Source organism: Streptomyces sp. SLBN-31 (assembly GCF_006715395.1).
In the GTDB taxonomy this organism is placed as follows: Bacteria; Actinomycetota; Actinomycetes; order Streptomycetales; family Streptomycetaceae; genus Streptomyces.
Map to the genome: position 1 here is coordinate 3,219,265 of NZ_VFNC01000002.1, position 25,014 is coordinate 3,244,278.

The window sequence follows — 25,014 nt, forward strand, 5'->3', positions numbered from 1 at the left end:
CTCACTCGCCGCGGTACAGCTCGCGCTTGTGGATATAGCGCACGACTCCGTCCGGCACCATGTACCAGATGGGGTCTCCCTTGGCGACTCTCGCACGGCAGTCCGTGGAGGAGATGGCCAGTGCGGGAACCTCCACCAGAGAAACACCGCCCTCGGGCAGGCCGTGGTCGGTCAGATGGTGGCCGGGGCGGGTGCAGCCGATGAAGTGCGCGAGGGAGAACAGTTCCTCCGAGTCGCGCCAGGTGAGGATCTGACCCAGGGCGTCGGCGCCGGTGATGAAGAAGAGGTCGGTGTCCGGGTTGAGCGCGCGCAGGTCGCGCAGGGTGTCCACGGTGTAGGTGGGGCCGCCGCGGTCGATGTCGATGCGGCTCACCGAGAACTGCGGGTTCTCGGCGGTCGCGATGACCGTCATCAGGTAGCGGTCCTCGGCCGGGGAGACATGGCGGTGGGTCTTCTGCCACGGCTGGCCGGTGGGTACGAACACCACCTCGTCCAGGTGGAACTGCGCGGCGACCTCGCTGGCCGCCACGAGGTGCCCGTGGTGGATCGGGTCGAACGTTCCGCCCATGACGCCGAGGCGGCGCTTGCCGGGGTTCGACGGGCCGTTCACCGGGCGGGTCTCGGTGCCGCTCGCGCGGCGGGCCGTGGTGCCCCTCGCGATGTCCGTCGCCGGACCGGTAGGCATGTCCTGCTCTCCCATGCGTGCAGACCCTACCGGCCCGGCCTGAGCGCTCCGTTCGACGGATGCCCGGGTTGTCCCGGTACCGGGCGGTGCGGGATTCAGCGGTCGCGGTTGAAGCGGGTGGTGATCCACAGCAGGAGCAGCAGGACGACAAGGGCGCCGCCGCCGGTGATCGCGGGGTTGAGGCTCTCGTGGTTGCCGCCCTCGGCTTCGGCGAGGGTGACCAGGTGGGCAGCGGTGGTGTGGAGGCTCATCTTCGGCAGGACCTATCGTCGGGGTTCCCCCGCTCGAACGGAGTCGAGAGACGGGGGAGGGCGGGATAAGACGTCGGCCCATGGTAAGCGGGGGCCGTGTCGGCGATCACGCCGACTCCGCCGTCGGGGAACCCTGGGCGGCCCTCAGTCGTCTTTCCGCTTGTAGCCCCGCAGCAGGAACCACCCGGTGAACGCACAACCCAGGATCATCACCACCAGCACGACCCGGAGCAGGTAGCCCGATCCCTGGTGCTGGGGGGCGCTGGCGGCCGCGGCGAGCCAGGCGGCTGCTGGGATGTGCTCCATGGTGCGGGACTCTCCTTCGGTGTGGTGCCCGTCCACGGTAACTCCGCCTAGGCTGGGCCTTGCTTCGGGGGCGCAAAGGGCCGCACAAGGGTCCGCAAAGGGCCACTCACACGCACATGGGGGAAGACATGTCCGACGACGGCCACGAGCACAACGGGCACGAGCACGTACCGAGCAGGCAGCGCCGGCGCTTCCCGGGGATCTCCTCGCGTGCGTACGAGCACCCGGCCGACCGCAGCGCGCTCGTGGCGCTGCGCAAGCTGAGCGGGTTCGACACGGTCTTCAAGGCCCTCAGCGGCCTGCTGCCCGAGCGCAGCCTGCGGCTGCTGTTCCTCTCGGACTCGGTGCGGGTGTCCGACGAGCAGTTCGCCCACCTCAACGACATGCTGCGGGACGCCTGTTACATCCTGGACCTGGAGAAGGTCCCGCCGATGTACGTCAACCAGGACCCGCAGCCGAACGCGATGTGCATCGGCCTGGACGAGCCGATCATCGTCGTCACCACCGGGCTCGTCGAGCTGCTCGACGAGGAGGAGATGCGGGCGGTCATCGGCCACGAGGTGGGCCACGCCCTGTCCGGGCACTCGGTGTACCGCACGATCCTGCTGTTCCTGACGAACCTGGCGATCCGGGTCGCCTGGATCCCGCTGGGCACGCTCGCGATCATGGCGATCGTGACGGCGCTGCGCGAGTGGTTCCGCAAGTCGGAGCTGTCGGCCGACCGGGCGGGGCTGCTGGTCGGGCAGGACCTGCGGGCGTCGATGCGCGGCCTGATGAAGATCGCGGGCGGCAACCACCTGCACGAGATGAACGTGGACGCGTTCCTGAAGCAGGCCGAGGAGTACGAGTCGGGCGGCGACCTGCGCGACTCGGTGCTGAAGATCCTGAACCTGCTGCCGCGCTCCCACCCCTTCACCACCCTCCGGGCGGCGGAGCTGAAGAAGTGGTCCGAGAGCCGGGACTACCAGCGGATCATGGACGGCCACTACCCGCGGCGCAGCGAGGACAAGGACACCTCGGTCTCGGACTCGTTCCGTGAGTCGGCGGCCAGCTACGCCGGCAATGTGAAGAGCTCCAAGGACCCGCTGATGAAGCTCGTCAGCGACATCGCCGGCGGGGCCGGGGGCCTCGGCGGCCGGGTGCGGCGCGGCTTCGACGGTTTCACGAGCTCGGCACCGGGCGAGGAGCGGCCGCCGCGGGACGAGCCGCCCACGGACGCTCCGCCGCGCACCGAGGACTGACCGGCGCCGGGCACCCCGCGCCCTGTCACACCTTCGGCTGCGCCCCGGCGGCCAGCGTCCCGCACAGCGCCGTGGTGCCGCCCGTCGCGTACGGGTCGGTGCCCGCGGGGCCGCCCGACCTGGCCGTCTGGCCGGCCAGCAGCGGGTGGAAGTGGTTGGTGGAGTCCTCGGCGCAGGACAGCGGGCCGGCCTGGACGTAGGAGACGACGAGCTGTGCCTGGTGCAGGCGCAGGTCGTCGCGGTCGAAGCGGAAGTGCAGCTCGCGCCGGACGGTGAACAGGGAGGCCGGGGCGTTCGCGGCGGAGCCGGTCGGCTTCAGCGCGTACACGAAGGTGTGGTCCGCGCTGACCTCCAGGGTGGCGGAGTCGGTCTCGGCGGCCTCCATGGAGCCCTGGACGCGGATCCTGCGGTCCGCGAGTTCGGCGCGGGTCTGGTCGAAGCGAACCAGCCAACCGGTGGGCTGATGGCGCCCGTCGGCGGTCGGGCGGGCGAAACTCTGGTCGAACTGGTCGAGTTGGGCGCCGTCGAGCATGACGCGCACGGCGCGCACGTCCTGACTGCCGATCACCTCGGGGTAGAGCGAGGAGCGGACGATGTAGTCCTTGGCCGTGGTCAGGGCGGCCACCACCTGGCTGTCGGAGAAGTGCGCGGTGCGCCGGGCGGCGGGAAGCGGTATGCCCTCGGCGCCGATGCGGAACTGCGCGGCGGGGCTGTGCTCGTACAGGTACTCGGCGTCGGCCTTCCCGGGCACCTTGCCCTGTGGGGTGAGCGGGATGACGGTCATCCGCAGGGGTTCGACGGGCCGGCGGGCGACGGAGGCCTGGTAGGGGTGGCGTACGCCCATGTAGATCGCCGTGCCGAAGGCGACGGCGATCAGCAGGACCAGGATCAGTGCCTGCCGGGACAGGCCCCGGTGCAGGGGCGGGCGGCGGCGTACGGCGGGGGCGTGGTCGGCCATGCGCTCGTGCGCCGAGTACTCCTGGAGGCGGGCAGCGCGGACGAACGACTCGTCGAAGACGACGGATCGGTACTCGTCCTCTGCACCTCCGGGGCCGCCCTCGGGTGTCCCCTCAGGTGGGTCTCCAGGCCCGCCCATACATTCAGGGTAGGTCTCCGGACGCTCCGGTAAACGCCCTGGTACACGACAAGTTCTGACAGGTTCTCACCAGGACCGGAGCCGTGCGTGGCCGGATCGCCAGGGGCCCCCGCTCAGGGGGTGCGCGGGATGACCGGTATGGCCGGCTGGGAGGTCTCGGCGGAGGCGGAGGGCGGAGGCGCGCTGCCCTGCTCCAGGCCGGTCGACGCGGGCGGTGGAACCTGGTCCCGGCTGCTGGAGGAAGCGCCCCGGTAGACGGCCGTGAAGGCCAGCGCGACCATGCCGATCCCCATGACGAGGGCGAGCATCCAGGCGACCGGGCGGTGCCAGCGGACCTGCTTGCCGTAGGGGCCGGAGGTGCCGTAGCGGCCCTCGAGGACGTCGGTGTCGTCCAGGTCGTCGAGCTCTGGATCATGGCCGAATCCGGAGGGTCGGTATCCCTCCTCGTACCGCTCGCCCCGTCCGTGGGCCCGGCGGGCCTCCGCCTCGGAGGCCTCGGCTCTCGCCTGGGCTGCGGCCAGGAGGCGCTCGACGGCGGTCGGCTCGTGCACCACGGCCGCCCGTACGAAGGCCTCGTCGAAGACCACGGAGGCGAACTCTTCGTCCGACACCCCGCGGTCGTGGTCGTCGTCGGGCTCCCAGCCGTCAGGGAACGGCGTGCCCCCCACGTCCTCCGGCACGGATCCAGAGTAGACCTGGGGGGTCAATTTGGGCAGACGGTATGGAAATTCATCCGCTGTGTGAGACACCTCTCGCGGGCAGGGGCGCATGCGGGGCGCATCTGCCCGATGCATATGCGCCCCGTCGCGGGCCCGGTCTCAGCGGCGGATGTGGCCGTCCCCGGTGACGATGTACTTGGTGCTCGTCAGCTCCGGCAGGCCCATCGGGCCGCGCGCGTGCAGCTTCTGCGTGGAGATGCCGATCTCCGCGCCGAAGCCGAACTGGCCGCCGTCGGTGAATCGGGTGGAGGCGTTCACGGCGACGGTGGTGGAGTCGACCAGCTGGGTGAAGCGGCGGGCGGCCTGCTGGGAGGTGGTGACGATCGCCTCGGTGTGACCGGACGACCACAGCCGGATGTGCTCGACGGCCTTGTCGAGGGAGTCGACGACGGCGGCTGCGATGTCGTAGGAGAGGTACTCGGTGTCCCAGTCGTCCGGGGTGGCCTCGACGACGGTCGCCTTGGTGTCCTCGGCGTACTTCAGCACCCGCGGGTCGGCGTGCACGGTGACGCCGGCCTCCGCGAGGGCGTCCAGCGCGCGCGGCAGGAACTCGGGGGCGATGTCCCGGTGGACCAGGAGGGTCTCGGCGGCGTTGCAGACGCTGGGCCGCTGGGCCTTGGAGTTGATCAGGATGTCGACGGCCATGTCGAGGTCGGCCTGCGCGTCGACGTAGACGTGGCAGTTGCCCGTGCCGGTCTCGATGACAGGGACGGTGGACTCGTTCACCACGGTCTGGATCAGCGAGGCGCCGCCGCGCGGGATCAGGACGTCGACCAGGCCGCGGGCCCGCATCAGCTCGCGCACGCTCTCGCGGCTCTCGCCGGGCACCAGCTGGACGGCGTCGGCGGGCAGCCCCGCCCCGCCCACGGCGTCGCGCAGCACGCGCACCAGGGCGGTGTTCGACTCGTACGCGGAGGCGGAGCCGCGCAGCAGCACCGCGTTGCCGGACTTCAGGCACAGGGCCGCGGCGTCCACGGTGACGTTCGGGCGGGCCTCGTAGATGATGCCGACCACGCCGAGCGGGACGCGGACCTGGCGCAGGTCGATGCCGTTGGGCAGGGTCGAGCCGCGGACGACCTCGCCGACCGGGTCGGGCAGGGCGACGACGTCCCGCACGTCGGAGGCGATGGCGCGCACCCGCTCCGGGGTGAGCGTGAGCCGGTCGACGATGGCCTCGCTGGTGCCGGCCTCGCGGGCCTTGGCCACGTCCTTGGCGTTGGCCTCGACGATCTCGCTCGTACGGACCTCCAGCGCGTCCGCGATGGCGGCGAGCGCGTCGTCCTTGACCGCGCGCGGCAGCGGGGCGAGGTCGGCGGCGGCGGCCTTGGCGCGGTACGCGGCCTGGGCGACCGGGGACATGGAGTCGTACGGCGAGAGCGTGGTCATGAGGGAAGGGTAGTGCGCCGGACCGGGCCTTTCACCGCTCGTCCCACACCCCGAGACGGTGTCAAAAGGGGTGAACTCCGACAGGGGTCGCCGGTGGCGGCCCGTACCCCTCCGCGAGGCGCTGGTGGTAGGTCTCGCGGTCGATGACCTCCAGGCCGACGATCTCCCACGGCGGCAGCTTGGCGGTCTGGCGGTGCTCGCCCCACAGGCGCAGGGCGACGGCGGCCGCATCGTGCAGGTCGCGTGCCTCCTCCCAGTAGCGGATCTCCGCGTGGTCGTTGGCATACCTGCTGGTCAGCAGAAAGGGGTGGTCGTGGGCGAGCTGTTCGAGGGCGCGCCGGACCTCGTGCAGCGGGGCGGCCTGACCGGAGACGCTGAGGGTGACGTGCCACAGCCGGGGCAGGTCGGCCGGCTCCTCGTAGGACTCGCCGGCCGTGACGCTGGTCAGACCACCGCGGGACGCCGCCGCCCCAGGGCGTACTCGTCTCACGACGGCCTCCTTTGCGCGGCATCGAGCGGTGCTCGTGCGGAACGGGTCCCTGAGTCAAAGTTGAGCAGGCCGCAAGGGCTCATGGGGCGGTTTTGCGGAACGTCCACCTCAGGGCGGGCCGTTTTGCGGGTCGTTCACCCTGTTTTCGGCGGCGGAACGCCCTGGCCGGGCCTGCGGTGGGCGCGTCAGGGACGAAGGATCACCAGGTCGTCACGGTGGACGACCTCGCGTTCGTAGGCCGGGCCCAGTTCGCGCGCCAGCTCCCGCGTCGAACGCCCGAGCAGCTGGGGGATCTCCTTGGCGTCGAAGTTGACGAGCCCGCGGGCCACCGCGCGCCCCTCGCCGTCGCGCAGCTCGACCGGGTCGCCGGCGACGAAATCGCCCTCCACGCCGGCGATGCCGGCCGGCAGCAGCGACTTGCGCCGCTCGACGACCGCCCGTACCGCCCCCTCGTCCAGGGTCAGGTGACCTTGCGGGGTGGAGGCGTGCTGCAGCCACAGCAGGCGGTCGGCGTAGCGCTTGCCGGTGACGTGGAACCAGGTCCCGGTGTCCCCGCCGGACAGGGCCTCCGCCGCGTGCACGGCGCTGGTCAGCACCACGGGGATGCCGGCCGCGGCGGCGATACCGGCCGCCTCGATCTTGGTGACCATGCCGCCCGTGCCGACGCCGGCCTTGCCCGCGCTGCCGATCTCGACGTGCGCGAGATCCTGCGGGCCGCGCACCTCGGCTATCCGCGAGGTGCCGGGCCGGCCGGGGTCGCCGTCGTAGACGCCGTCGACGTCGGAGAGCAGCACCAGCAGGTCTGCGTGGACCAGATGCGCCACCAGCGCCGCGAGGCGGTCGTTGTCGCCGAAGCGGATCTCGTCGGTGGCGACGGTGTCGTTCTCGTTCACGATCGGGAACGCGCCCATGGCGAGCAGTTTGTCGAGGGTGCGCGAGGCGTTGCGGTGATGGGCGCGGCGGCTCATGTCGTCGCTGGTCAGCAGCACCTGGCCGACGCGGACGCCGTAGCGGGCGAAGGAGGCGGTGTAGCGGGCGACGAGCAGGCCCTGGCCGACGCTGGCGGCGGCCTGCTGGCGGGCCAGGTCCCGGGGGCGGCGGCGCAGGCCCAGCGGGGCGAGTCCGGCGGCGATGGCGCCGGAGGAGACCAGGACGATCTCCCGCTCTCCCCCGCTGCGGCTCTTGGCGAGGACGTCGACGAGCGCGTCGACCCGGTCGGCGTCCAGACCGCCCGAGGCGGTGGTCAGCGACGAGGAACCCACCTTGACGACGATCCTGCGGGCTTCCGCCACGCCCTGCCTTACCCCTGCCACCTGCTTGTCCGTCCCCTCGCGCGCTCGGGTTGCCCCGCCAGGCAATCTACGCGAAGGGGCACGGGCGGCGCGCATCGGTCCACTCACCGGACACGCGCCACGTAACCGGTTGCTCACGCAGTGCGTACGGCAAAAAGGTTGCACTGGTTGCCTATAGAAATAAAAGTCCCGGCAAACTTAATTTGAATGTCGTGTCACCCAGAGATCACCAGGTCCGTCCTGCCCAGCGCATCCTCCTCCGGTCGGGGAAGAGTCCCTATGACGTCTTCTCGGTGGAGGAGGCACTGCACCAGGACGTCATCGCCACCAACTCCGGCAACCTGATCTTCAGCGACGCCGCTCACAAGATCCTCGAGACCCCCGGCACGGAGGTGGTCTCGAACGGCATCCGCACGGATGTGTCGGCGGCGGAACGGATCAACGAGGAGTTCGACGTCTTCGTCGTGCCGCTGGCCAACGCCTTCCGGCCGTCCTTCGAGGGGCAGCTGAAGCGGCTGACGCGGCTGATCCGCCGGCTGCGCGTCCCGGTGGTGGTGCTGGGCGTCGGCGCGCAGGCCGGGCTGAGCTACAACGCGGAGCGGCTGAAGCCCATGGAGGAGTCGGTGCGCGACTTCGTCTCCGCGGTGCTGGACCGCAGCGCGTCCATCGGGGTGCGCGGCGAGTTCACCGAGAAGTACCTGCGGGGCCTGGGCTTCCACGACGTGGAGGTCATCGGCTGCCCGTCGCTGTTCCTGTACGGCGATCGGCTGCCCGTGGACAAGCGGGTGCCGGAGCTGACCGCCGCGTCGCGGATCGCGGTCAACGGTTCGCACAGCGCGGTGCAGAAGCAGGGGCTGGGCAAGGTCATCGACCGTGCCCACGCCCGCTATCCGCACCTGACCTTCATCGGCCAGAACCTCAGCGACGCACGGCAGTTGCACTGGCGTGACCTGTCGCACCCGAACGCCACGGTGACCGCCATTCCGACCCACCCGGACCACCCGATGTACCGGGAGGACAAGGTCCGCGTCTACGTCGACCCGGTGACCTGGATCGACGACCTGCGCGGCTACGACTTCTCGTTCGGCTCCCGCATCCACGGCAACATAGCGGCGCTGCTGGCGGGCACGCCCGCGACGGTGCTGTGCGGCGACTCGCGGACGCTGGAGCTGTGCCGCTACTTCGACATCCCGCACCGCAGGATCGACAAGCTGCCCGAGGACCTGGACCCGGCCCGGCTGTACGAGGAGGCCGACCTCTCCGGCCTGACCGGCGGCCACGCGGAGCGGTTCGAGCGCTTCACGGCGTTCCTCGGCCGCAACGGCCTGGAGAACACGTTCACCCACGGCGACGGCGGCGCGGCCTTCGAGGCCCGGATGAGGAAGCTGTCCTTCCCGGCGGGCATCCGCCCCTGGAACGACGCCGACCTGGCCTCGCTCACCTCCCGGTTCGGCTGGATGCAGACCCGGCTCGCCGAACTGTCCCTGGACAACGACCGGTTGAGGCGCGAGCTGGAGCGCACCGCCACGACACCGGCCCCGACGTCCGTCTACCGCAAGGCCCGCCGCGTGGTGGCCCGCCCGATCAGACGAGCGCTGCAGACGGGCCGCCAGTAACGGTGTCAGGCCGCCGCGGGCACCTTCAGCACCCGCCGGGCCTTGCGCACCGCGCGGCGCAGGACCGAGGAGGGTGTGTGCTCGCGGTAGCCGGGGAAGGCCCTGGCCTCGCGCGGGGTGGCGAGGTAGACCGAGTCGGGTATGCCCGCCGAGGCGTCACGGAAGTGCGGGTAGGCCAGGTAGACGTGGTGGCCCCGCTTCTCCAGCAGGGCCGCCGCCTGCTTCTTCGCCTTCACGAACTCCACCACGGGCAGCAGGAGTTCGGGCTTGTCCTCGGCCACCAGGTGCAGCCGCAGGCGCTCGTCGACCTTCAGCCGGCGCGCCACTCCCTCGGTCCAGAACTGCTCCATCAGCGGCTTGGCCAGCTCGAACTTGTGCCGCCGTACCTTCTCGCTGTCCTTGAGGTACTTGGGGCCGAACTGCGGCAGGAGGGTGACCACGAAAGGCCGGTGCATGAGGGAGTCGCGCCGCTCCCCGGGCGGCACCATGTCGGCTATGAGGTTCATCAGGGCGCGCGCGGAGTCGAAACGCAGGGCGTAACCGCCGCTCTTGGTCACGTGCTTGCCGTCGTCGCGGCCGACCAGGTAGTAGCAGGTGTGGTCGGCGATCACGGAGACGCCGTCGGCCCGCAGATAGGCCTCCATCGTGAACAGCGCGTCTTCGCCGGTCCACAGGGACTCGTCGAAGCGCATGCCGTGCCGCTCCAGGAGCTCCCGCCGGAACAGCTTCTGCGCGCTCAGCGTGAACTTGATGTTGGAGGAGAAGACGTCCGTGCGTTCCAGGGTCTTGCCCCACATCGACTGCGGCGGCTTGCGGTTGATGCCCTCGACCCTGCCGAGAACGACGTCCGTGCCGTTGCGGTCGGCCATGTCGACCATGCGTTCCAGAGCCTCGGGGCCGAGCCGGTCGTCGGCGTCGAGGAAGAACACATAGCGCCCGGCGGCCTTGCTCAGGCCGACGTTGCGGGGGCCGCTGGGGCCGCCGGAGTTGGCCTGCCGGATCACGGTGACGGACATGGAGACGCGGTCGGCGAACTCCTCCAAGTACTCCCCCGTGCCGTCGGTGGAGCCGTCGTCCACCGCGATCACCTCGATGCGCCCCGGGTCGATGGTCTGTGCCTCGACGGACGCGAGGCATTCGACCAGGTAAGGCATCGCTTCGTACGCTCCGATGACGACAGTCACATCAGGCTGCGCCACGGTCACATTTCCCCCTCGTCACGGGATCTTTCCCCCGTATCGTCTTATTGCCTACCTGCTAGACGGCCGACCATGGGTGCGGGTTGCCCGTACGTACGTAAAAAGGGCCCGGTTTTCGAGGATCACTCCTCGGAAACCGGGCCCTTCTCACCGTTTTCACATACGGGGGCTCACGCGGTGGTGGGCGGCTGCGCCGACAGCGCGTCCGACAGTTCGTCGGCGCCGGGCGTGCCCGCCGCGGCGGCGCGGGACTCCTGGCCGAGGTTGCGGGTCTCGGCCTTGAGCGCCAGGTCGGCGACCGCGGTGTTGAACTGCTCGATGGAGGTCGGCTCGTCCGGGCCGAGCAGGTACTCCTTGAGCTCCTTGCGGTCCTCGGCCAGCGGGTCGGCGGCGGGGTCGCGGACCGCGGCCAGCAGCTCGCCCAGTTCGGCGGCGGAGTTGGACAGGATCGTGGCCGCGCGCACCGCGGTGTTCTGCCGCTTGAACTCCTCCACGCCCAGCTCGGCGGAGTCCGTCACCGCGTACGGCTTGCCGCTGGCGATGAAGTCGGAGACCACGCTGGAGATGTCGGAGACCATCGCGTCGGAGGCGTTGAAGCAGTCGTACAGGCGCGGCTCGGCGCCCGTGATCACGCGGTGCTCGAAGCCGCCGCAGGAGCGCCAGTAGGCGTCGTTCCACTCGGTGCGCAGCCGGGCGACCTCCTCGTGCTTCTTGAGGTCGACCACGCCGTCACGGGTGGCCTCGGCCTCGTCGCCGCGGTCGCCCGCGGTGCCGGAGAGCTCGGCCAGGCGCGCCTCGATACGGGCCAGTTCGGCCTTGGCCTGCGCCTGGGCGGCGGTGTCGGCGGTGAAGCGGGGGTCGGCTGCGCGCTCGGCGGCGGCCTTCTCGACCAGCGCGGTGATGCGCTGGTGCGCGGCGCCGGCCTCCTTGCTGACGGTGCCGGTGAACGGGTGCGGCTTGTACAGCACACGGACCGGCGGGTCGGCCTTGATGAGCTTCTTGACGATGTTCTCGCCGGCCAGCACCAGCGAGGTGTTGCCCGGGTTGCCGTCCCATCCCTCCCAGGTGGGCGCGTACAACACGGTGGGGATGCGTGCGTCGGCGGCTCCGCCGCGGGGGCCGTCGGGGACGTCCTGCCGGCCCTGGATCGGCGCCAGCTGCGGACGGCCGACCTCCACGATGTCGTCGTCGCGGACGCCGACGTCGGCGATGGCGTAGCGGTCGCGGCCCGCGCGGCCCGCGGTCCACACCTCGTCGTACACCTTGCTGAAGGGGTTGACGCTGGCGAGCTTGTCGCTGTCGCCGTGGCCGATGAAGACGTGCTTCATGGTGGGCACGCGCAGCAGGTGGATGTTCTTGCCGACGTTGGCCGCGTACAGCGCGACGCGCACGGTGGTCAGGTCCATGTTCATCAGATGGACACCGCCGGGCACGCAGATGACCGGGGCCGTGGTGGGCGCCAGGTTGGCCAGGATGACCCGCTCGCGCAGGATGACCAGCGGCCGGGAGTCGAGCTGCTCCATCGTCTCCAGCCACATGTTGACCTGGTAGGCGGAGTCCTTGGAGCCGGAGAAGTACAGCACCGTCTCGGGCTTGTACTCGCGCAGCCAGTCGTCGACGGCCGCCAGGACCTTCTCGGCGTTCGGCGGGATCTTGCTGCCGCGGACGTACGGCATCAGCGCGAGGACGTACAGACAGCCCAGGAAGATGGTGACGCCGATGCCGATGAAGCCGGGCACCGACGACTTCATCTCAGCGGCGACCAGGATGCCGGCGACGGCCCCGAGGTCGAGATGGAGCATCTTCTCGGCCGAGCGGTTCAGCAGGAAGCGCGGCGGGGCGTCCGGGATGCGGATGCGGGACTTCAGGTCGACGTTGCGGGTGGCGACCGGCATCCGGCGGCGGTTGCGGATCAGGGTGACCAGGGCGCCGTGCGGGGCCTGGAGGCCGTAGAAGGCGATGAAGCAGGCGACCGCGCCGTAGTAGATCAGGTTGCCCGCGAGGGACAGCCGGGCCAGCAGCAGGATCAGCAGCAGCTCTCGGATCAGGAAGCGGATCGAGAGGCCGGCGCGGACCTTGCTGAGCCGGTTGACCAGGTAGCTGCCCTTGCGGTGCAGATAGTGGTCGGCGGCGTACGTCACGGCGGCGGCCGCGGCGAAGGCGGGCACGCTCGGGACGAGCGCAGCCAGCATCAGCGCCGGGAAGCCCAGCATCATGAGCGCCGCCGCGGCCAGCTCGGCCGCGCTGCCCACCCGGGCGACGCGAATAGCGGTGGATATCACGGAGAACCTGCTCTGGGAGGGAGTGCCGGTTTTGAATGTATTCAGGCCCCTGCGAAGACCCGGACGATGCACTGCTCAATGCACTGCATTAACCCCGGAAAGCAGAGGCCTGAATAACGGAAGACTAATTCCCGTTGATTATTACACGCCGTCCTGGCGGTCGAGCACCGAGGCCAGGGCCTGCTCGAAGCCGGAGGCCTTCGCCGCGCCCGCCGTCGGGTCCTGCTGGCGGACGTCGATGACGTGCCCGGTCAGCTCGGACAGCAGCACGTCGAGCGAGGTGCGGGCGACCGCCTCGGAGGAGAGCAGGGTGCCCGCGGGCTCCTGGCCGAAGGCCTTGGTGCGCATCGGAGTGGCGGTGCGCTCCGGGTTGATGCAGTTGACGCGGATGCCGTCGCCGGCCCACTCGTCGGACAGGGCCTGGGTGAGGTTCACCATGGCGGCCTTGGTCGAGGAGTAGAGGCTGTACTCGGCGCGGCCGCGGGTGTAGCTGCTGGAGGTGTACAGCAGCAGCTGGCCCTTGGTCTCCGACAGGTACTTGTAGCTCGAACGTGCGATCTGCACCGGCGCCAGGTAGTTGACCTTCAGCGCTTCCTCGATGGTCGCGTTGTCGGTCTCGGCCAGCTTGCCGATGCGCAGCACGCCCGCGGTGTTGACGACGTAGTCGATCCGGCCGGTCTCCCCGTACGCCTTGGACAGGGCGTCGTCGACCTCCTCCGGGTTCTCGACGTGGGTGCCGGTGGTGGAGCGGCCGAGGGCGTAGACCTTGGAGCCGTAGGACTCGGCGAGCTCGGCGATGTCCTTGCCGATGCCGTAGGAGCCGCCGAAGATCACGATCGTCTTGCCGGTCAGCAGCTCGCGGTAGGCGTCCTCGCTCACCTGCTCGGGCGCGGCGGTCGAGGCCAGCTGGAACAGCTTGTCGGCGATGAAGACGTCGACCGGCTGGGTGACCTTCATGTTGTACTCGTCGCCCGCGACGACATGGATCGGCACGTCGGGCAGGTACCTGAGCACGACGGAGCAGTCGTCGGTGGCCTGGAAGTTCGGGTCGCCGGCCGCGACCTCGTAGGCCCGCTTGATCGTGGACAGCTTGAAGGCCTGCGGCGTCTGGCCGCGGCGCAGCCGGGAGCGGTCCGGGATCTCGGTGATGAACTCGCCGTCCTGGCCGTGCGTGCGGGTCACGATGATGGTGTCCGCGGACGGGATGGCGACGTCGACGGCCTGGTAGCGCTCCAGTGCGACCACGCAGTCGTCGATCACGCGGCGCGAGAGCAGCGGGCGGACGGCGTCGTGGAAGAGGACGTTGAGGTCCTCGCCCTCGCCAAGACCCTCGCCGAGGGCCTCGATGGCGCGCTCGGTGGTCTCGTTTCGGGTCGAGCCGCCCTCGATGACCTTCTTGACCTTGGTGAACCCGGCCTTGGCGACGATCTTCTCCACGTCGGGCACGTAGCCCGGCGCCATCAGCACGATGATGTCGTCGATCGAGTCCGCCTGCTCGAAGGTGGTCAGGGTGTGCTCGATGACTGCCTTGCCGGCGATCTTCAGCAGCTGCTTGGGGATGGAGAGACCCACGCGCTGGCCGGTGCCACCGGCCAGGATCACTGCGGTGGTACGGGGCTTGGCTATGTGCTGGGACACAGAGGACCTACCTTGGGGCGACAGGGAACCAGGAAATGGTCCCACTTGCGGTTACCGCTGTGCAAGGTGAGCGCCGTTCACTGCATATGTGCGCGCCACCTGACATTCACCTTGCACTACTGGTGACGCCGGGACACTCGCCGGGAGCGTCCGTGGAATTGCTGTGAGTAACCGCACAGGGGATCAGTGCCGTCGCAGCTTCTTCAGGCAGCGGTGTCCGAGCACCTTCACGAGCTCCTTCGAGGACGTCTGGTGAACCGTGCGCGCCTTGGCGGGATTCGCGTGCCGCACGGGTGCGTCGGCGGCCGCGGCGAGGACTCCGTAGAGCGCCTGGGCGGCCACCTCGGGAGCGATCCGCGCCTCACCCGACGCCGGGGCCGGCGCCTGTGACGTCGGCACGGCGGACAGCAGCGCCGGATCCCCGAGGACGCGTACGCCCGTACGGGCGATGCGTTGCGCCATCTCGGCGGCCCTGGCCGCCGCGGCCTCGACGGCCCAGGCGGGGGTGGAGATCTTCACGTCCTGCGGGCTCGGGCTGCACGCATTCTTCATATGCATCACCGCGCCGTTGCGCACGAGTTTGGAATACAGCTCGTCCGGCAGCCCATTGCCGCGGAATTCCTTGTTAAGATTCCGCAGCATTTCGGTCTCGGCGAGGGTAAGGGAACGATTGGCCGTGTCCGGAACCGGTTGCAGCAGGTTCTCCGGCAGCCCGAGCAGTGCCTCGAAGGTGCGCATCAGGCCGTCCCGGTCCCGGTCGTCGACCACGACGACGGTGACCCGCTCCGGGCCCATGACCGCGGCCCAGCGCTCGACCAGCCGGTCGTGCCCGTGGCGGCGCCAGAAGCTGGGGGTGGGCTGCTCGTACGGCGCCTTCCTCAGCATGTGCCGCAGCCAGTCCTCGTAGCCCATGCGCAGGCCGTTCTGCACGTACTGCTGCCACTGCGAGGGCATGATCCTGGCCAGCGGGCGCAGGGTGACCAGGATGTGCGCCCGGTCGCCGCCGAGCTGTCCGACGATCCGCGCGACGGCCGCCTCGTCCTCGGCGTCGGCGAAGAACTCGCTGCTGACCACCGAGGTGCGTCCGCCGGTGGCCTCGACCTGTTTCACCAGCGTCGTCCAGTGCCGGTCGGTGGGCACGATGTCGCCCATCATCGCGGGCCGGGCGCAGGCGGCCAGCGCGGCCTCCATGGGGTGCCGGGTGTGCGCGGGGAACTCCACGCCGTACGCGGGCAGTCGGTCCTTCGCGGCGAACAGGGCGCCCTGGATCGAGGTGGTCCCGGTCTTGTGCGGGCCGATGTGCAGCAGCCGGGTGCCGGCGGGCAGCGGCTCGGGCCGCTTCACCGGGACGTCATCTCTCGTACAGTCCGTCTCCATGGTCACGGGAGGGTAAGAGGCTTACCTGAGACTTACCTGAGAGAGACCTGGGACACGGATGAGCCCCAGGTCCCCTCCCGCGCGGACGTCAGGCGAGTTCGACGCCGGGGCGGCCGTTGTCCACCCGCAGCCGGGCCAGGGTGCTCGCTGCCGCCGTCGGCCGCACCACCGTATCGACCACCCTGACCTGCGCGTCGATGCCGTGCCGGTCGATGTCGAAGAGGTGGTAGCCGCGGTGGGCGTCGATCAGCTTCCAGTGCGGGTTGTCCGGCATCAGCGGGTCCCACTGGGCGTGGAAGGCGGCCTGGTCCTGGTCGCCGTTGCTGGAGATGGACGTGCCCACGAACTCGGCGCCCACGACGTCGGAGTCGGGGTCGGCGTAGTCCGTCCTGAGGTCGCTGATCATCGTGAGGTGGCGGTCGCCGCTGAGCACGACCGGGTTACGGATGCCGGCGAACTCCCCCAGCAGGGCGTTGCGTTCGAGCTGGTAGCCGTCCCAGGCGTCGTAGTACCAGAGCTTGCCGTCGCCGAGCTGCAGGTCCGTCTCGGCCATCATGATCTGCGAGGCGACGATGTTCCAGCGGGCGGGCGAGTCGTGCAGCCCGTCCAGCAGCCACTGCTTCTGCTCGGCGCCGAGCATCGTCATCGACGGCGACCGGGCGCCCTCCTGCGTGGTCGCCTGGTCGGTGCGGAACTGGCGGGTGTCCAGGACGTTGAGGCGGGCGAGGCGGCCGAACTCCAGGCGGCGGTACATCTGGATGTGCGGGCCGTCCGGAACGGCGCTCGCGCGGACCGGCATGTGCTCGTAGTACGCCTGGAAGGCCGCCGTCAGCCGGGCCAGGAAGGCGTCGTGCGGCTGCTTGGCGGGGTCCTGGGGGATCTCCCCGGCCCAGTCGTTGTCGACCTCGTGGTCGTCGAAGGTGACCACCCAGGGGGCGTTCGCGTGCATCGCGGCGAGGTCGGGGTCGGAGCGGTACTGGGCGTACCGGTTGCGGTACTGCTCCAGGGTGTACGGCTCCCCCGTGCCCTCGTGCCGGCGCGGTCCCGCCGACGACGGCGTGGACTCGTAGATGTAGTCGCCGACGAACAGGACGAAGTCGGGGTCCTGGTCGAGCATGTCGGCGTACGGCGTGAAGTAGCCGTGCTGCCAGTTCTGGCAGGAGGCCAGGGCGATGCGCAGCGAGCCGCCCTTGCTGCGGGGGTGCGGGGCGGTGCGGGTGCGGCCGGCCGGCGAGATCTGCCCGTCCACCCGGAAGCGGTACCAGTACGAGCGGTCCGGCCGCAGGCCGCGTACGTCGACGTGGACGCTGTGCCCGTACTCGGGGCGGGCCTGGGCGACGCCCCGGCGGGCGGTCTTTCTGAACCGCTCGTCCTCGGCGATCTCCCACTGCACCGGGACCACCTCGTCGGGCATGCCTCCGCCGTTCAGCGGGTCCGGGGCGAGGCGGGTCCACAGCACGATGCCGTCGGGCAGCGGGTCGCCGGAGGCGACACCGAGGCTGAACACCCCGTCGGGCGCGGTGCTTTCCGCGGCTCGGGCAGTGCCCGGGAGCCACAGCTGGGCGGAGGCCGCGGCGCCGAGGACGGCGGCACCGGCGGTCAGAAAAAAACGGCGCCGGTCGGGCGAGATGGCTCCGGTCATCGGCGAACTCCTTTGCCTCGCTGGCCGCTTGGACTCGTGCAGGCTCACGCATCCGGGCGGTCCACTCCCTGAACCTGACTGTTCGTGCGCATGACAAATAGGCAGACAACAGAAGACCCGTTGCGACACGGGAACAACAGAATGAACCCGATCTTGTCGCAACGGGCCTCACGAACGAGCCGCGTGCGGTGATCCCACCAAGTTGGCCGAAAGCCCAGGGCGGCCACAGCCCCGCGGCAGCCGCCCTACGGCGCCGAAGGCGCCGCCCGTCTACTCCGCGAACGGATCGAAGTCGCCGTACTCCCGGTCCGCCTCGTCCCGCTCCGCCTGGCGGTCCCGCCGCCGCTGCGCCGCGGGCCTCGGCGCCTCGAAGCGATGGTCCTCGCCCCGGCGGCCCAGCATCTCCGCGCCGGCCGTCAGCGTCGGCTCCCAGTCGAACACCACGGCGTTGTCCTCGGGACCGATGGCCACGCCGTCACCGGAGCGGGCTCCGGCCTTCACCAACTCGTCCTCCACGCCGAGGCGGTTGAGCCGGTCCGCGAGGTAGCCCACGGCCTCGTCGTTGTTGAAGTCGGTCTGCCGCACCCAGCGTTCGGGCTTCTCGCCGCGCACCCGGAACAGCGGCTCGCCGCCGACGTCCTCGCGCGTCACGGTGAACCCGGCGTCGTCGACGGCCTTCGGCCGGATGACGATCCGGGTCGCCTCTTCCTTCGGCTTCGCAGCGCGCGCCTTCGCCACCATCTCGGCCAGCGCGAACGACAGCTCCCGCAGCCCGAGATGGGCCACCGCCGACACCTCGAAGACCCGGTAGCCCCGCGCCTGGAGGTCCGGCCGCACCATCTCGGCGAGGTCCTTGCCGTCCGGTACGTCGATCTTGTTGAGGACGACGATCCGGGGCCGCTTGTCGAGCCCGCCGTACTGCTTCAGCTCCTCCTCGATGATGTCGAGGTCGGAGACGGGGTCGCGGTCGGACTCCAGGGTCGCCGTGTCCAGCACGTGCACCAGCACGCTGCACCGCTCCACGTGCCGCAGGAACTCCAGACCGAGCCCCCTGCCCTGACTGGCCCCGGGGATCAGCCCCGGCACGTCGGCGATGGTGTAAACCGTCGAACCGGCCGTGACGACACCGAGGTTGGGCACCAGCGTCGTGAACGGGTAGTCGGCGATCTTCGGCTTGGCGGCGCTCAGCACCGAGATCAGCGACGACTTGCCGGCGCTCGGATAGCCCACGAGCGCAACGTCGGCGACGGTCTTCAGCTCAAGGACGATGTCCTGCAGGTCCCCCGGCTCGCCGAGCAGCGCGAATCCGGGCGCCTTGCGCCGCGCCGACGCGAGCGCCGCGTTGCCGAGACCGCCCCGGCCGCCCTGCGCGGCGACGTACGAGGTGCCGTGCCCGACCAGGTCGGCGAGCACGTTGCCCGCCTTGTCGAGGACGACGGTGCCGTCCGGCACGGGAAGGGTCAGGTCCTGGCCGTCCTTGCCGGAGCGGTTGCCGCCCTCTCCGGGCTTGCCGTTGGTCGCCTTGCGGTGCGGGGAGTGGTGGTAGTCGAGAAGCGTGGTCACCGACTGGTCGACGGTGAGGATGACATCTCCACCGCGTCCGCCGTTGCCGCCGTCGGGTCCGCCGAGCGGCTTGAACTTCTCACGGTGGACGGAGGCACAGCCGTGACCTCCGTTACCCGCGGCGACATGCAGTTCGACGCGGTCCACGAAGGTGGTCATGGTTCGGTGCCTCCAGAGACGTAAGTACTACTCGTGTTAACACGCGAAAGGCGGACCCGCCTTCCCGACCGGGAAGTGAGGTCCGCCTCGCGAAAAGCTTCCGATCAGCCGACTCAGGCGACCGGAACGATGTTCACGACCTTGCGGCCACGGAACGTGCCGAACTCCACCGCACCGGCCTGCAGCGCGAACAGCGTGTCGTCGCCGCCACGGCCGACGCCCGAACCGGGGTGGAAGTGGGTGCCGCGCTGGCGGACCAGGATCTCACCCGCGTTGACGACCTGACCGCCGAAGCGCTTCACGCCGAGCCGCTGGGCGTTCGAGTCGCGACCGTTCCGGGTGGACGATGCGCCCTTCTTGTGTGCCATCTCTCCTCAGTCCCTTACTTCGCAGCCGTGGGGATCTCAGTGACCTTGATCGCCGTGTACTGCTGGCGGTGGCCCTGACGACGGCGGTAGCCGGTCTTGTTCTTGTAGCGCAGAATGTCGATCTTCTGGCCCTTGTGGTGGTCCACGACCTCGGCCTGGACCTTGATGCCGGCCAGCACCCACGGGTCGCTGGTCACAGCGTCGCCGTCGACAACGAGCAGGGTCGAGAGCTCGACCGTGTCGCCAACCTTGGCAGTGGAAATCTTGTCAACCTCAACGATGTCGCCGACAGCAACCTTGTGCTGGCGACCACCGCTGCGCACGATGGCGTACACGCGGATCTCACTCTCTCGCTCGGGAACGGCACCCCCGAAGTCCAGCCACCCGGCACGGGCAGCCTCTCCGGAACGGCCGGCGCGGAACGCCCGGCGCTCTGGAGGAAGAGGTTTACGGGGATGTGGCGCGTCCTATATCCGTGGACATGCCGAGGGTCAAGGTTACGGGGCCGGGGCCGAGGGGGTCAAACCGGACCGGGTCCCGCGGGTATGCGGCCGATCACACCGACCGGCCGCACCCCGCACCTCGTACTGCTCAGCTCTCGTCGGCGGCGGCGGAGACCGAGGTCTTCTTCGCCGTCGACTTGGCCGCGGCCGTCTTGGCGGTCTTCGCCGCCTTCTTGGCCGTCGTCTTCTTCGCGGCCGTCTTCTTGGCCGCGGTCTTCTTGGTGGCCGCCTTCTTCGCGGTCGCCTTCTTGGCCGTCTTGCGGGCCGTCTTCGTGGCCGGAGCGGCCTCCTCGACGTCCCCCTCGGCGGCCGGGGCCTCGTCCGTCGCGGCCGACGGGACGACCACGACGGCCGCCTCCTCGGACGCGGTGGGCGCGGTGGCCTTGCGGACCGCACGGCGCCGGGGCCGGGCCGGGGCGGCGCTCTCGGCAACCGTCTCGGACCGCTCCTCGGCGGGCTCGGCGGCCTTCTCGGCCTCGGCATGCGGCTCGGCCACGGGCGCGGCCTCGGTGACCGTCACCACGGCCGCCTCGGCCCCGGCAGGCGAACCGGCGGGCGCCGACACCTTGCGGGTGGCACGACGGCGGGTACGGCCCTTGGGCGCGGCGTCCTCGGCGGGCTCGGCAGGCTCGGCGGCGACCACCGGGTCCTCCGCGGCGACCGGCTCGGCCTGCGCCTCGGCGGCCGTCTCCGGCTGCACGGGACGCTCGGCCTCCGCCTCGGCCGGCACGACCTGGGCGGTGGGCACCTCGGCGACCTCGGTGTCGGACTCGGCCCTGGCGGCGTCGGACCCGGCCCGGTCGCCCTCCGGTCGCGTCCGCCCCTTCGGCGCGCCGGCCGGAGCCGACGCACGCCGGCTCGCCCGGCGCCGGGAACGCCCACCGCGCACGGCGGCCTCCGCCTCGGCGACGCTGCTGTACAGCTCCTCGTCGGGCTCGAAGACCGGCGCGGGAAGCGCGACCGGCTCGGCGGCCTCGGCGGCGACCTCGGCCTCCGTCTCCTCGACCTCGGCCTCCGGCGCCTCGACGGCCACCGCGGCCTCGTGCACGTGCTCGTGCACGTCGCCGCCACGTCCGCGCTTCTTGCGCTTGCCGCCGCCACCGCCGGAGCTCGGCTGCTCCATGTGGACGATGACACCGCGGCCGTTGCAGTGGACGCAGGTCTCGGAGAACGACTCCAGCAGGCCCTGGCCGACCCGCTTGCGGGTCATCTGGACCAGGCCCAGCGAGGTCACCTCGGCGACCTGGTGCTTGGTCCGGTCCCGGCCCAGGCACTCCAGCAGGCGCCGCAGCACCAGGTCCCGGTTGGACTCCAGCACCATGTCGATGAAGTCGATCACGATGATGCCGCCGAGGTCGCGCAGCCGCAGCTGACGCACGATCTCCTCGGCCGCCTCCAGGTTGTTCCTGGTGACCGTCTCCTCCAGGTTGCCGCCCTGGCCGGTGAACTTGCCGGTGTTGACGTCGACGACGACCATCGCCTCGGTCCGGTCGATCACCAGCGAGCCGCCGCTGGGCAGCCAGACCTTGCGGTCCAGGGCCTTGGCGAGCTGCTCGTCGATCCGGTAGGTGGCGAAGACGTCGACCTCGGAGGTCCACCTCTGCAGCCGCTCGGCGAGGTCGGGCGCGACGTGCGAGACGTAGCCGTAGACGGTCTCCCAGGCCTCGTCACCGCTGACGATGACCTTGGAGAAGTCCTCGTTGAAGATGTCGCGGACGACGCGGACGGTCATGTCCGGCTCGCCGTACAGCAGCGTCGGGGCGTTGCCGTTCTTCGACTTCTTCTGGATCTCCTCCCACTGCGCCTGCAGCCGCTCGACGTCCCGGCGCAGCTCGTCCTCGCTCGCGCCCTCGGCGGCGGTGCGCACGATGACACCGGCGTCCTCGGGGACGATCTTCTTGAGGATGGTCTTCAGCCGGGCCCGCTCGGTGTCGGGCAGCTTGCGGCTGATGCCGGTCATGGAGCCCTCGGGCACGTACACCAGGTAGCGGCCCGGGAGGGAGACCTGGCTGGTCAGACGCGCGCCCTTGTGCCCGATCGGGTCCTTGGTGACCTGCACGAGGACCGACTGGCCGGACTTCAGGGCGGACTCGATGCGACGCGGGCCGTTGGCCATGCCCAGCGCCTCGAAGTTGACCTCACCTGCGTACAGGACGGCGTTGCGGCCCTTGCCGATGTCGATGAAGGCGGCCTCCATCGAGGGCAGGACGTTCTGCACCTTGCCCAGGTAGACGTTGCCGACGTACGAGGTCGCCTGCTCCTTGTTGACGTAGTGCTCGACGAGCACGCCGTCCTCCAGGACGCCGATCTGCGTGCGCTCGCCGCTCTGGCGGACGACCATCACACGCTCGACGGCCTCGCGGCGGGCCAGGAACTCGGCCTCGGTGATGATCGGGACGCGGCGACGGCCCTGCTCGCGGCCTTCGCGGCGGCGCTGCTTCTTGGCCTCCAGACGCGTGGAGCCCTTGATGGACTGCACCTCGTCGGACGGCTCGGACTTCGGACGGGGCTCGCGGACCTTGACGACGGTGCGCTCGGGGTCGCCCTCGCCGGGCTCGACGTCCATGGAGGTGTCCCCGGCACGACGGCGGCGACGGCGCCGGCGACGGCTGCTGGAGCTGGACCCGCCGGGCTCGTCGTGAGCGTCGTCGGCGTCCTCTTCCTCCTGCTCGGCGGTGTCCTCGGCGTCCTGGTCGGCCTGCTCGGCGGCGACGTCGTCGGAGTCCTCGTCCTCGCCGGAGGCGTCCGCGGACTCGCCACGGCGCCGGCGACGGCCACCGCGGCGACGGCGACGGCGCGAGCCGGTCTCCTCGGTCTCGTCGCCCTCGTGGGCGTCCTCGGCCGACTCCTCGGCCTCCTCGGGCTCGTCCTCGTCCGCGGACTCGACGCGCTCCACGGTCTCGGCGGCGGCCGGCGCCTCGGCCTCCTCGCCGAACGCAACGCCCCGGCGGCGGCGCCGGCGCCGCGCCCCGCTCTGCTCCTCCGGGAGCTCCTCGGGCTCGGCGGCCTCGGTACCGGACCCCGCCTCGGCGGCAGCCTCGGCGGCGGCCCGCTCGGGCGTCTGGAACTTCGGCTCGGTGAACACCGGCGCCTGGAAGACGGCAACGGCGGGCCGCGCCGGGCGCAGCGGGCTGTCCTCCTCGACGGACGCCTCGGCGGTCAACCTGGCGGGCTCGGAGAACCCGGTGGCGGCCTTACGGGCGACCCGGCGGCGACGACGCGGCGAGGCGTCCTCCTCGGCCGGGGCGGCTGCGGGCTCCTGAACGGCCTCGGGGGCGGGGGCGCTCTCGGCGGCCTCCTGCGCCGGTGCCGTCTCCTCCTCCGGCGTCCCGGCGGGCGCGGTCACACGACGCGTGGCACGCCGACGGGTGCGGCGCGGAGCCGCTTCCTCGACACCGTCAGCGGCCACGGCGGGCTCGGCGGCCTCGATCGCGTCGGCCTCCGTGCCCTGCTCACTCGCGGCCTCGGGGGTCGCTGCGGGCGCGGTGGCGCGCCGGGTGGCACGACGGCGCGTACGGGCGGCGGGCGCGGCCTCCTCGACGGGGGTCTCGGCCACGGCCGCGGGCTCCTCGACGCTCTCGCTCTCGGCGGCAGCGGCGGGTACGACGGTCTCGGCGGCCTCCGCGGCGGCGGTCGGCGCGGACACGCGGCGCGTCGCACGACGACGGGTACGCGGCGGAGCGGCGTCCTCACCGGTCACGACGGCCTGCTCGGTGTCCGTGTTCGCAGCAGCCTCGGTGACCTCGGCGGCAGCGGCCGGCACGACCGTCTCGGCTGCCTCGGCGGATGCCGGAGAGGCGGTCGGCGCGGACACGCGGCGCGTCGCACGACGACGGGTGCGGGCGGCGGGCGCGGGCTCCTCGACGGGCGCCGGTACGGCGGCCGCCGTCTCCTCGGCACCCTCGGCCTCAGCGGCCTCGTCGAGCTCCTGCGACTCTGCGGCCTTCTCCTCGCCCTCGGCCGCTACGGCCGACGCGATGACTTCCTCCGGCGTCCCGGCGGCGGCACCCGCCGGCGGGCCCGCCGGGCGGGAAGCGGCACGGCGCCGACGACGCGGCGGCAGGGTGTCGCTGGGAGTGTTCAGTTCTTCGGAACCCTCAGTGGGTTCGGTCGGTTCGAGCATGCGGGCTTGTCTCCCGTCAGGCTCCCGGGCTCCGCGCCTGGTCCGGCGTCGATGACTCGACCGCCGTTGACGTCCGCGGCTCGCGCGTTGCGCGGTGCCGCCGTCCGGGGCGCGGGCGCCGCACGGGAGCTCTCCGTGTCTTGTCTCGCCGGTTCCGTACACCCTGTTGGGTACGGCCTGGCGAAAGTCTTCTGTGTCGGTGCGCTGCCCGACCCAGGTGGCTCCCGAGTACGAGGGCGGCGCTACGACGTCCGTCCTTCGCGGGACCTTCCTTACGCCGGCGCCGTCGCGGCGGCAGCGGCCGTTGGGGCCTCAGCTGCCTCGCGGTCGGGCGCGAGCGGGTCGGTCACCGTGCCGGTCTCTTCATCGAACAGCCCCTGCGCCAGCCTGGTCACCGCTGCGGGGACCGGCGGCGCCAGGTCGGCCACGGCGCGGAGACCGGACAGGACGTCGTCGGGTCGTACGGCAGGCGTCACGTGCCGAACAACCAGCCGCAGTATCGCACAGGGCTGGTCGGTCGGCCTATCAGCCGGTTCACTGTGCGTTTCGAGATCCGCCCGCACCTCGAGATCCGCGACCGCGGAACGGGCGTCGAACGTCCGCAGGCCGTTCTTCGTCGTCCGCTGGACCTCCACGGTCCCGGCGGCGTTGAAGGCGGCGACCGCGCGCTCGGCGTCCTCGGGCGCCACGCCGTCCAGGCGCAGCTCCCACACGGAGGCGGTCAGCCGGTCGGCGAGCCCGGAGGTGCGGGCCTCGACGGCGTCGACGACGTCGAGCCCGGCGGGCAGCGACTCGTCGAGCAGGATCCTGAGTTTCTCCGGGTCCCGCGCCTCGGTGAGGGCGATCTCCAGGTACTCCGCCTCACTGCCCGTGCCGGTGGGTGCGGCATTGGCGTACGACACCTTCGGATGCGGCGTGAACCCCGCCGAGTACGCCATGGGCACCTCGGCGCGGCGCAGCGCACGCTCGAAGGCGCGCTGGAAGTCACGGTGGCTGGTGAACCGGAGGCGACCGCGCTTGGTGTAGCGCAGTCGGATGCGCTGCACCGCGGGTGCGGGCGGCGGGCCTTCGGGCTGTC

20 protein-coding genes are annotated in these 25,014 nt (G+C 71.0%); 2 read left to right on the plus strand and 18 right to left on the minus strand.

Annotated features, from left to right (window positions below):
* Position 1 precedes the first annotated feature (1 nt).
* From nadD to FBY22_RS34655, 3 genes are all read right to left on the minus strand, one after another.
* On the minus strand, positions 2-700 hold the full coding sequence (nadD, locus tag FBY22_RS34650; RefSeq protein ID WP_142151921.1) for a nicotinate-nucleotide adenylyltransferase: 699 nt from the start codon (positions 698-700) through the stop codon (positions 2-4).
* Positions 701-780: 80 nt separating this feature from the next.
* The gene (locus FBY22_RS44325) at positions 781-936 is read right to left on the minus strand and encodes a hypothetical protein (RefSeq protein WP_174267336.1); all 156 of its coding nucleotides are present in this window, start codon (positions 934-936) and stop codon (positions 781-783) included.
* A 144-nt stretch (positions 937-1,080) separates the two neighbouring features.
* Positions 1,081-1,242, minus strand: coding sequence for a hypothetical protein (locus FBY22_RS34655; protein WP_133041023.1), 162 nt, complete (start codon positions 1,240-1,242; stop codon positions 1,081-1,083).
* Positions 1,243-1,370: 128 nt separating this feature from the next.
* On the opposite strand from FBY22_RS34655, the gene FBY22_RS34660 reads away from it, so the two are divergent.
* On the plus strand, positions 1,371-2,483 hold the full coding sequence (locus tag FBY22_RS34660; RefSeq protein ID WP_142151922.1) for a M48 family metallopeptidase: 1,113 nt from the start codon (positions 1,371-1,373) through the stop codon (positions 2,481-2,483).
* 25 nt (positions 2,484-2,508) lie between these two features.
* Here FBY22_RS34660 and FBY22_RS34665 read toward each other — a convergent pair whose 3' ends face one another.
* From FBY22_RS34665 to proB, 5 genes are all read right to left on the minus strand, one after another.
* The gene (locus tag FBY22_RS34665; protein ID WP_142151923.1) at positions 2,509-3,579 is read right to left on the minus strand and encodes a hypothetical protein; all 1,071 of its coding nucleotides are present in this window, start codon (positions 3,577-3,579) and stop codon (positions 2,509-2,511) included.
* Positions 3,580-3,692: 113 nt separating this feature from the next.
* A complete protein-coding gene (locus tag FBY22_RS34670) occupies positions 3,693-4,259 on the minus strand; it encodes a hypothetical protein (RefSeq protein WP_260845250.1) in 567 nt (188 codons plus the stop codon).
* 138 nt (positions 4,260-4,397) lie between these two features.
* Complete coding sequence (locus FBY22_RS34675; protein WP_142151925.1) at positions 4,398-5,684, minus strand: glutamate-5-semialdehyde dehydrogenase; 1,287 nt, start codon at positions 5,682-5,684, stop codon at positions 4,398-4,400.
* A 61-nt stretch (positions 5,685-5,745) separates the two neighbouring features.
* Entirely contained in the window at positions 5,746-6,174 is a 429-nt protein-coding gene (locus FBY22_RS34680) for a hypothetical protein (protein WP_058925325.1), read from the minus strand.
* Positions 6,175-6,359: 185 nt separating this feature from the next.
* On the minus strand, positions 6,360-7,466 hold the full coding sequence (gene proB / locus FBY22_RS34685) for a glutamate 5-kinase (protein WP_142151926.1): 1,107 nt from the start codon (positions 7,464-7,466) through the stop codon (positions 6,360-6,362).
* Positions 7,467-7,678: 212 nt separating this feature from the next.
* Here proB and FBY22_RS34690 point away from each other — a divergent pair, with 212 nt between their 5' ends.
* Positions 7,679-9,082, plus strand: a complete 1,404-nt coding sequence (locus tag FBY22_RS34690) for a polysaccharide pyruvyl transferase family protein (protein ID WP_142151927.1) — start codon at positions 7,679-7,681, stop codon at positions 9,080-9,082.
* Between the two features lie 5 nt (positions 9,083-9,087).
* Here FBY22_RS34690 and FBY22_RS34695 read toward each other — a convergent pair whose 3' ends face one another.
* The 10 genes from FBY22_RS34695 to FBY22_RS34740 all read right to left on the minus strand — a co-directional run bounded on the left by FBY22_RS34695 (position 9,088) and on the right by FBY22_RS34740 (position 24,982).
* Positions 9,088-10,236, minus strand: a complete 1,149-nt coding sequence (locus FBY22_RS34695; protein WP_399212344.1) for a glycosyltransferase family 2 protein — start codon at positions 10,234-10,236, stop codon at positions 9,088-9,090.
* A 215-nt stretch (positions 10,237-10,451) separates the two neighbouring features.
* Positions 10,452-12,563: a CDP-glycerol glycerophosphotransferase family protein gene (locus tag FBY22_RS34700; protein WP_260845251.1), complete on the minus strand. Its 2,112-nt coding sequence runs from the start codon at positions 12,561-12,563 to the stop codon at positions 10,452-10,454.
* 141 nt (positions 12,564-12,704) lie between these two features.
* Entirely contained in the window at positions 12,705-14,201 is a 1,497-nt protein-coding gene (locus tag FBY22_RS34705; RefSeq protein ID WP_142151929.1) for a bifunctional cytidylyltransferase/SDR family oxidoreductase, read from the minus strand.
* Between the two features lie 183 nt (positions 14,202-14,384).
* Positions 14,385-15,578, minus strand: coding sequence for a hypothetical protein (locus FBY22_RS34710; protein WP_142151930.1), 1,194 nt, complete (start codon positions 15,576-15,578; stop codon positions 14,385-14,387).
* An 88-nt stretch (positions 15,579-15,666) separates the two neighbouring features.
* Positions 15,667-17,220 (minus strand): alkaline phosphatase, encoded by a 1,554-nt coding sequence (locus FBY22_RS34715; RefSeq protein WP_142151931.1) that lies wholly within the window; start codon positions 17,218-17,220, stop codon positions 15,667-15,669.
* A gap of 270 nt (positions 17,221-17,490) precedes the next feature.
* Entirely contained in the window at positions 17,491-18,942 is a 1,452-nt protein-coding gene (obgE, locus tag FBY22_RS34720; protein WP_142151932.1) for a GTPase ObgE, read from the minus strand.
* A 113-nt stretch (positions 18,943-19,055) separates the two neighbouring features.
* The gene (gene rpmA / locus FBY22_RS34725) at positions 19,056-19,310 is read right to left on the minus strand and encodes a 50S ribosomal protein L27 (RefSeq protein WP_142151933.1); all 255 of its coding nucleotides are present in this window, start codon (positions 19,308-19,310) and stop codon (positions 19,056-19,058) included.
* A 14-nt stretch (positions 19,311-19,324) separates the two neighbouring features.
* Positions 19,325-19,645 carry a 50S ribosomal protein L21 gene (gene rplU, locus FBY22_RS34730; RefSeq protein ID WP_003990208.1) on the minus strand — a complete coding sequence of 107 codons (321 nt, stop codon included), beginning with the start codon at positions 19,643-19,645 and terminating at the stop codon, positions 19,325-19,327.
* A gap of 256 nt (positions 19,646-19,901) precedes the next feature.
* Positions 19,902-23,936 (minus strand): Rne/Rng family ribonuclease, encoded by a 4,035-nt coding sequence (locus FBY22_RS34735; RefSeq protein ID WP_142151934.1) that lies wholly within the window; start codon positions 23,934-23,936, stop codon positions 19,902-19,904.
* Positions 23,937-24,208: 272 nt separating this feature from the next.
* Complete coding sequence (locus FBY22_RS34740) at positions 24,209-24,982, minus strand: TIGR03936 family radical SAM-associated protein (RefSeq protein WP_142151935.1); 774 nt, start codon at positions 24,980-24,982, stop codon at positions 24,209-24,211.
* Positions 24,983-25,014: the final 32 nt, after the last annotated feature.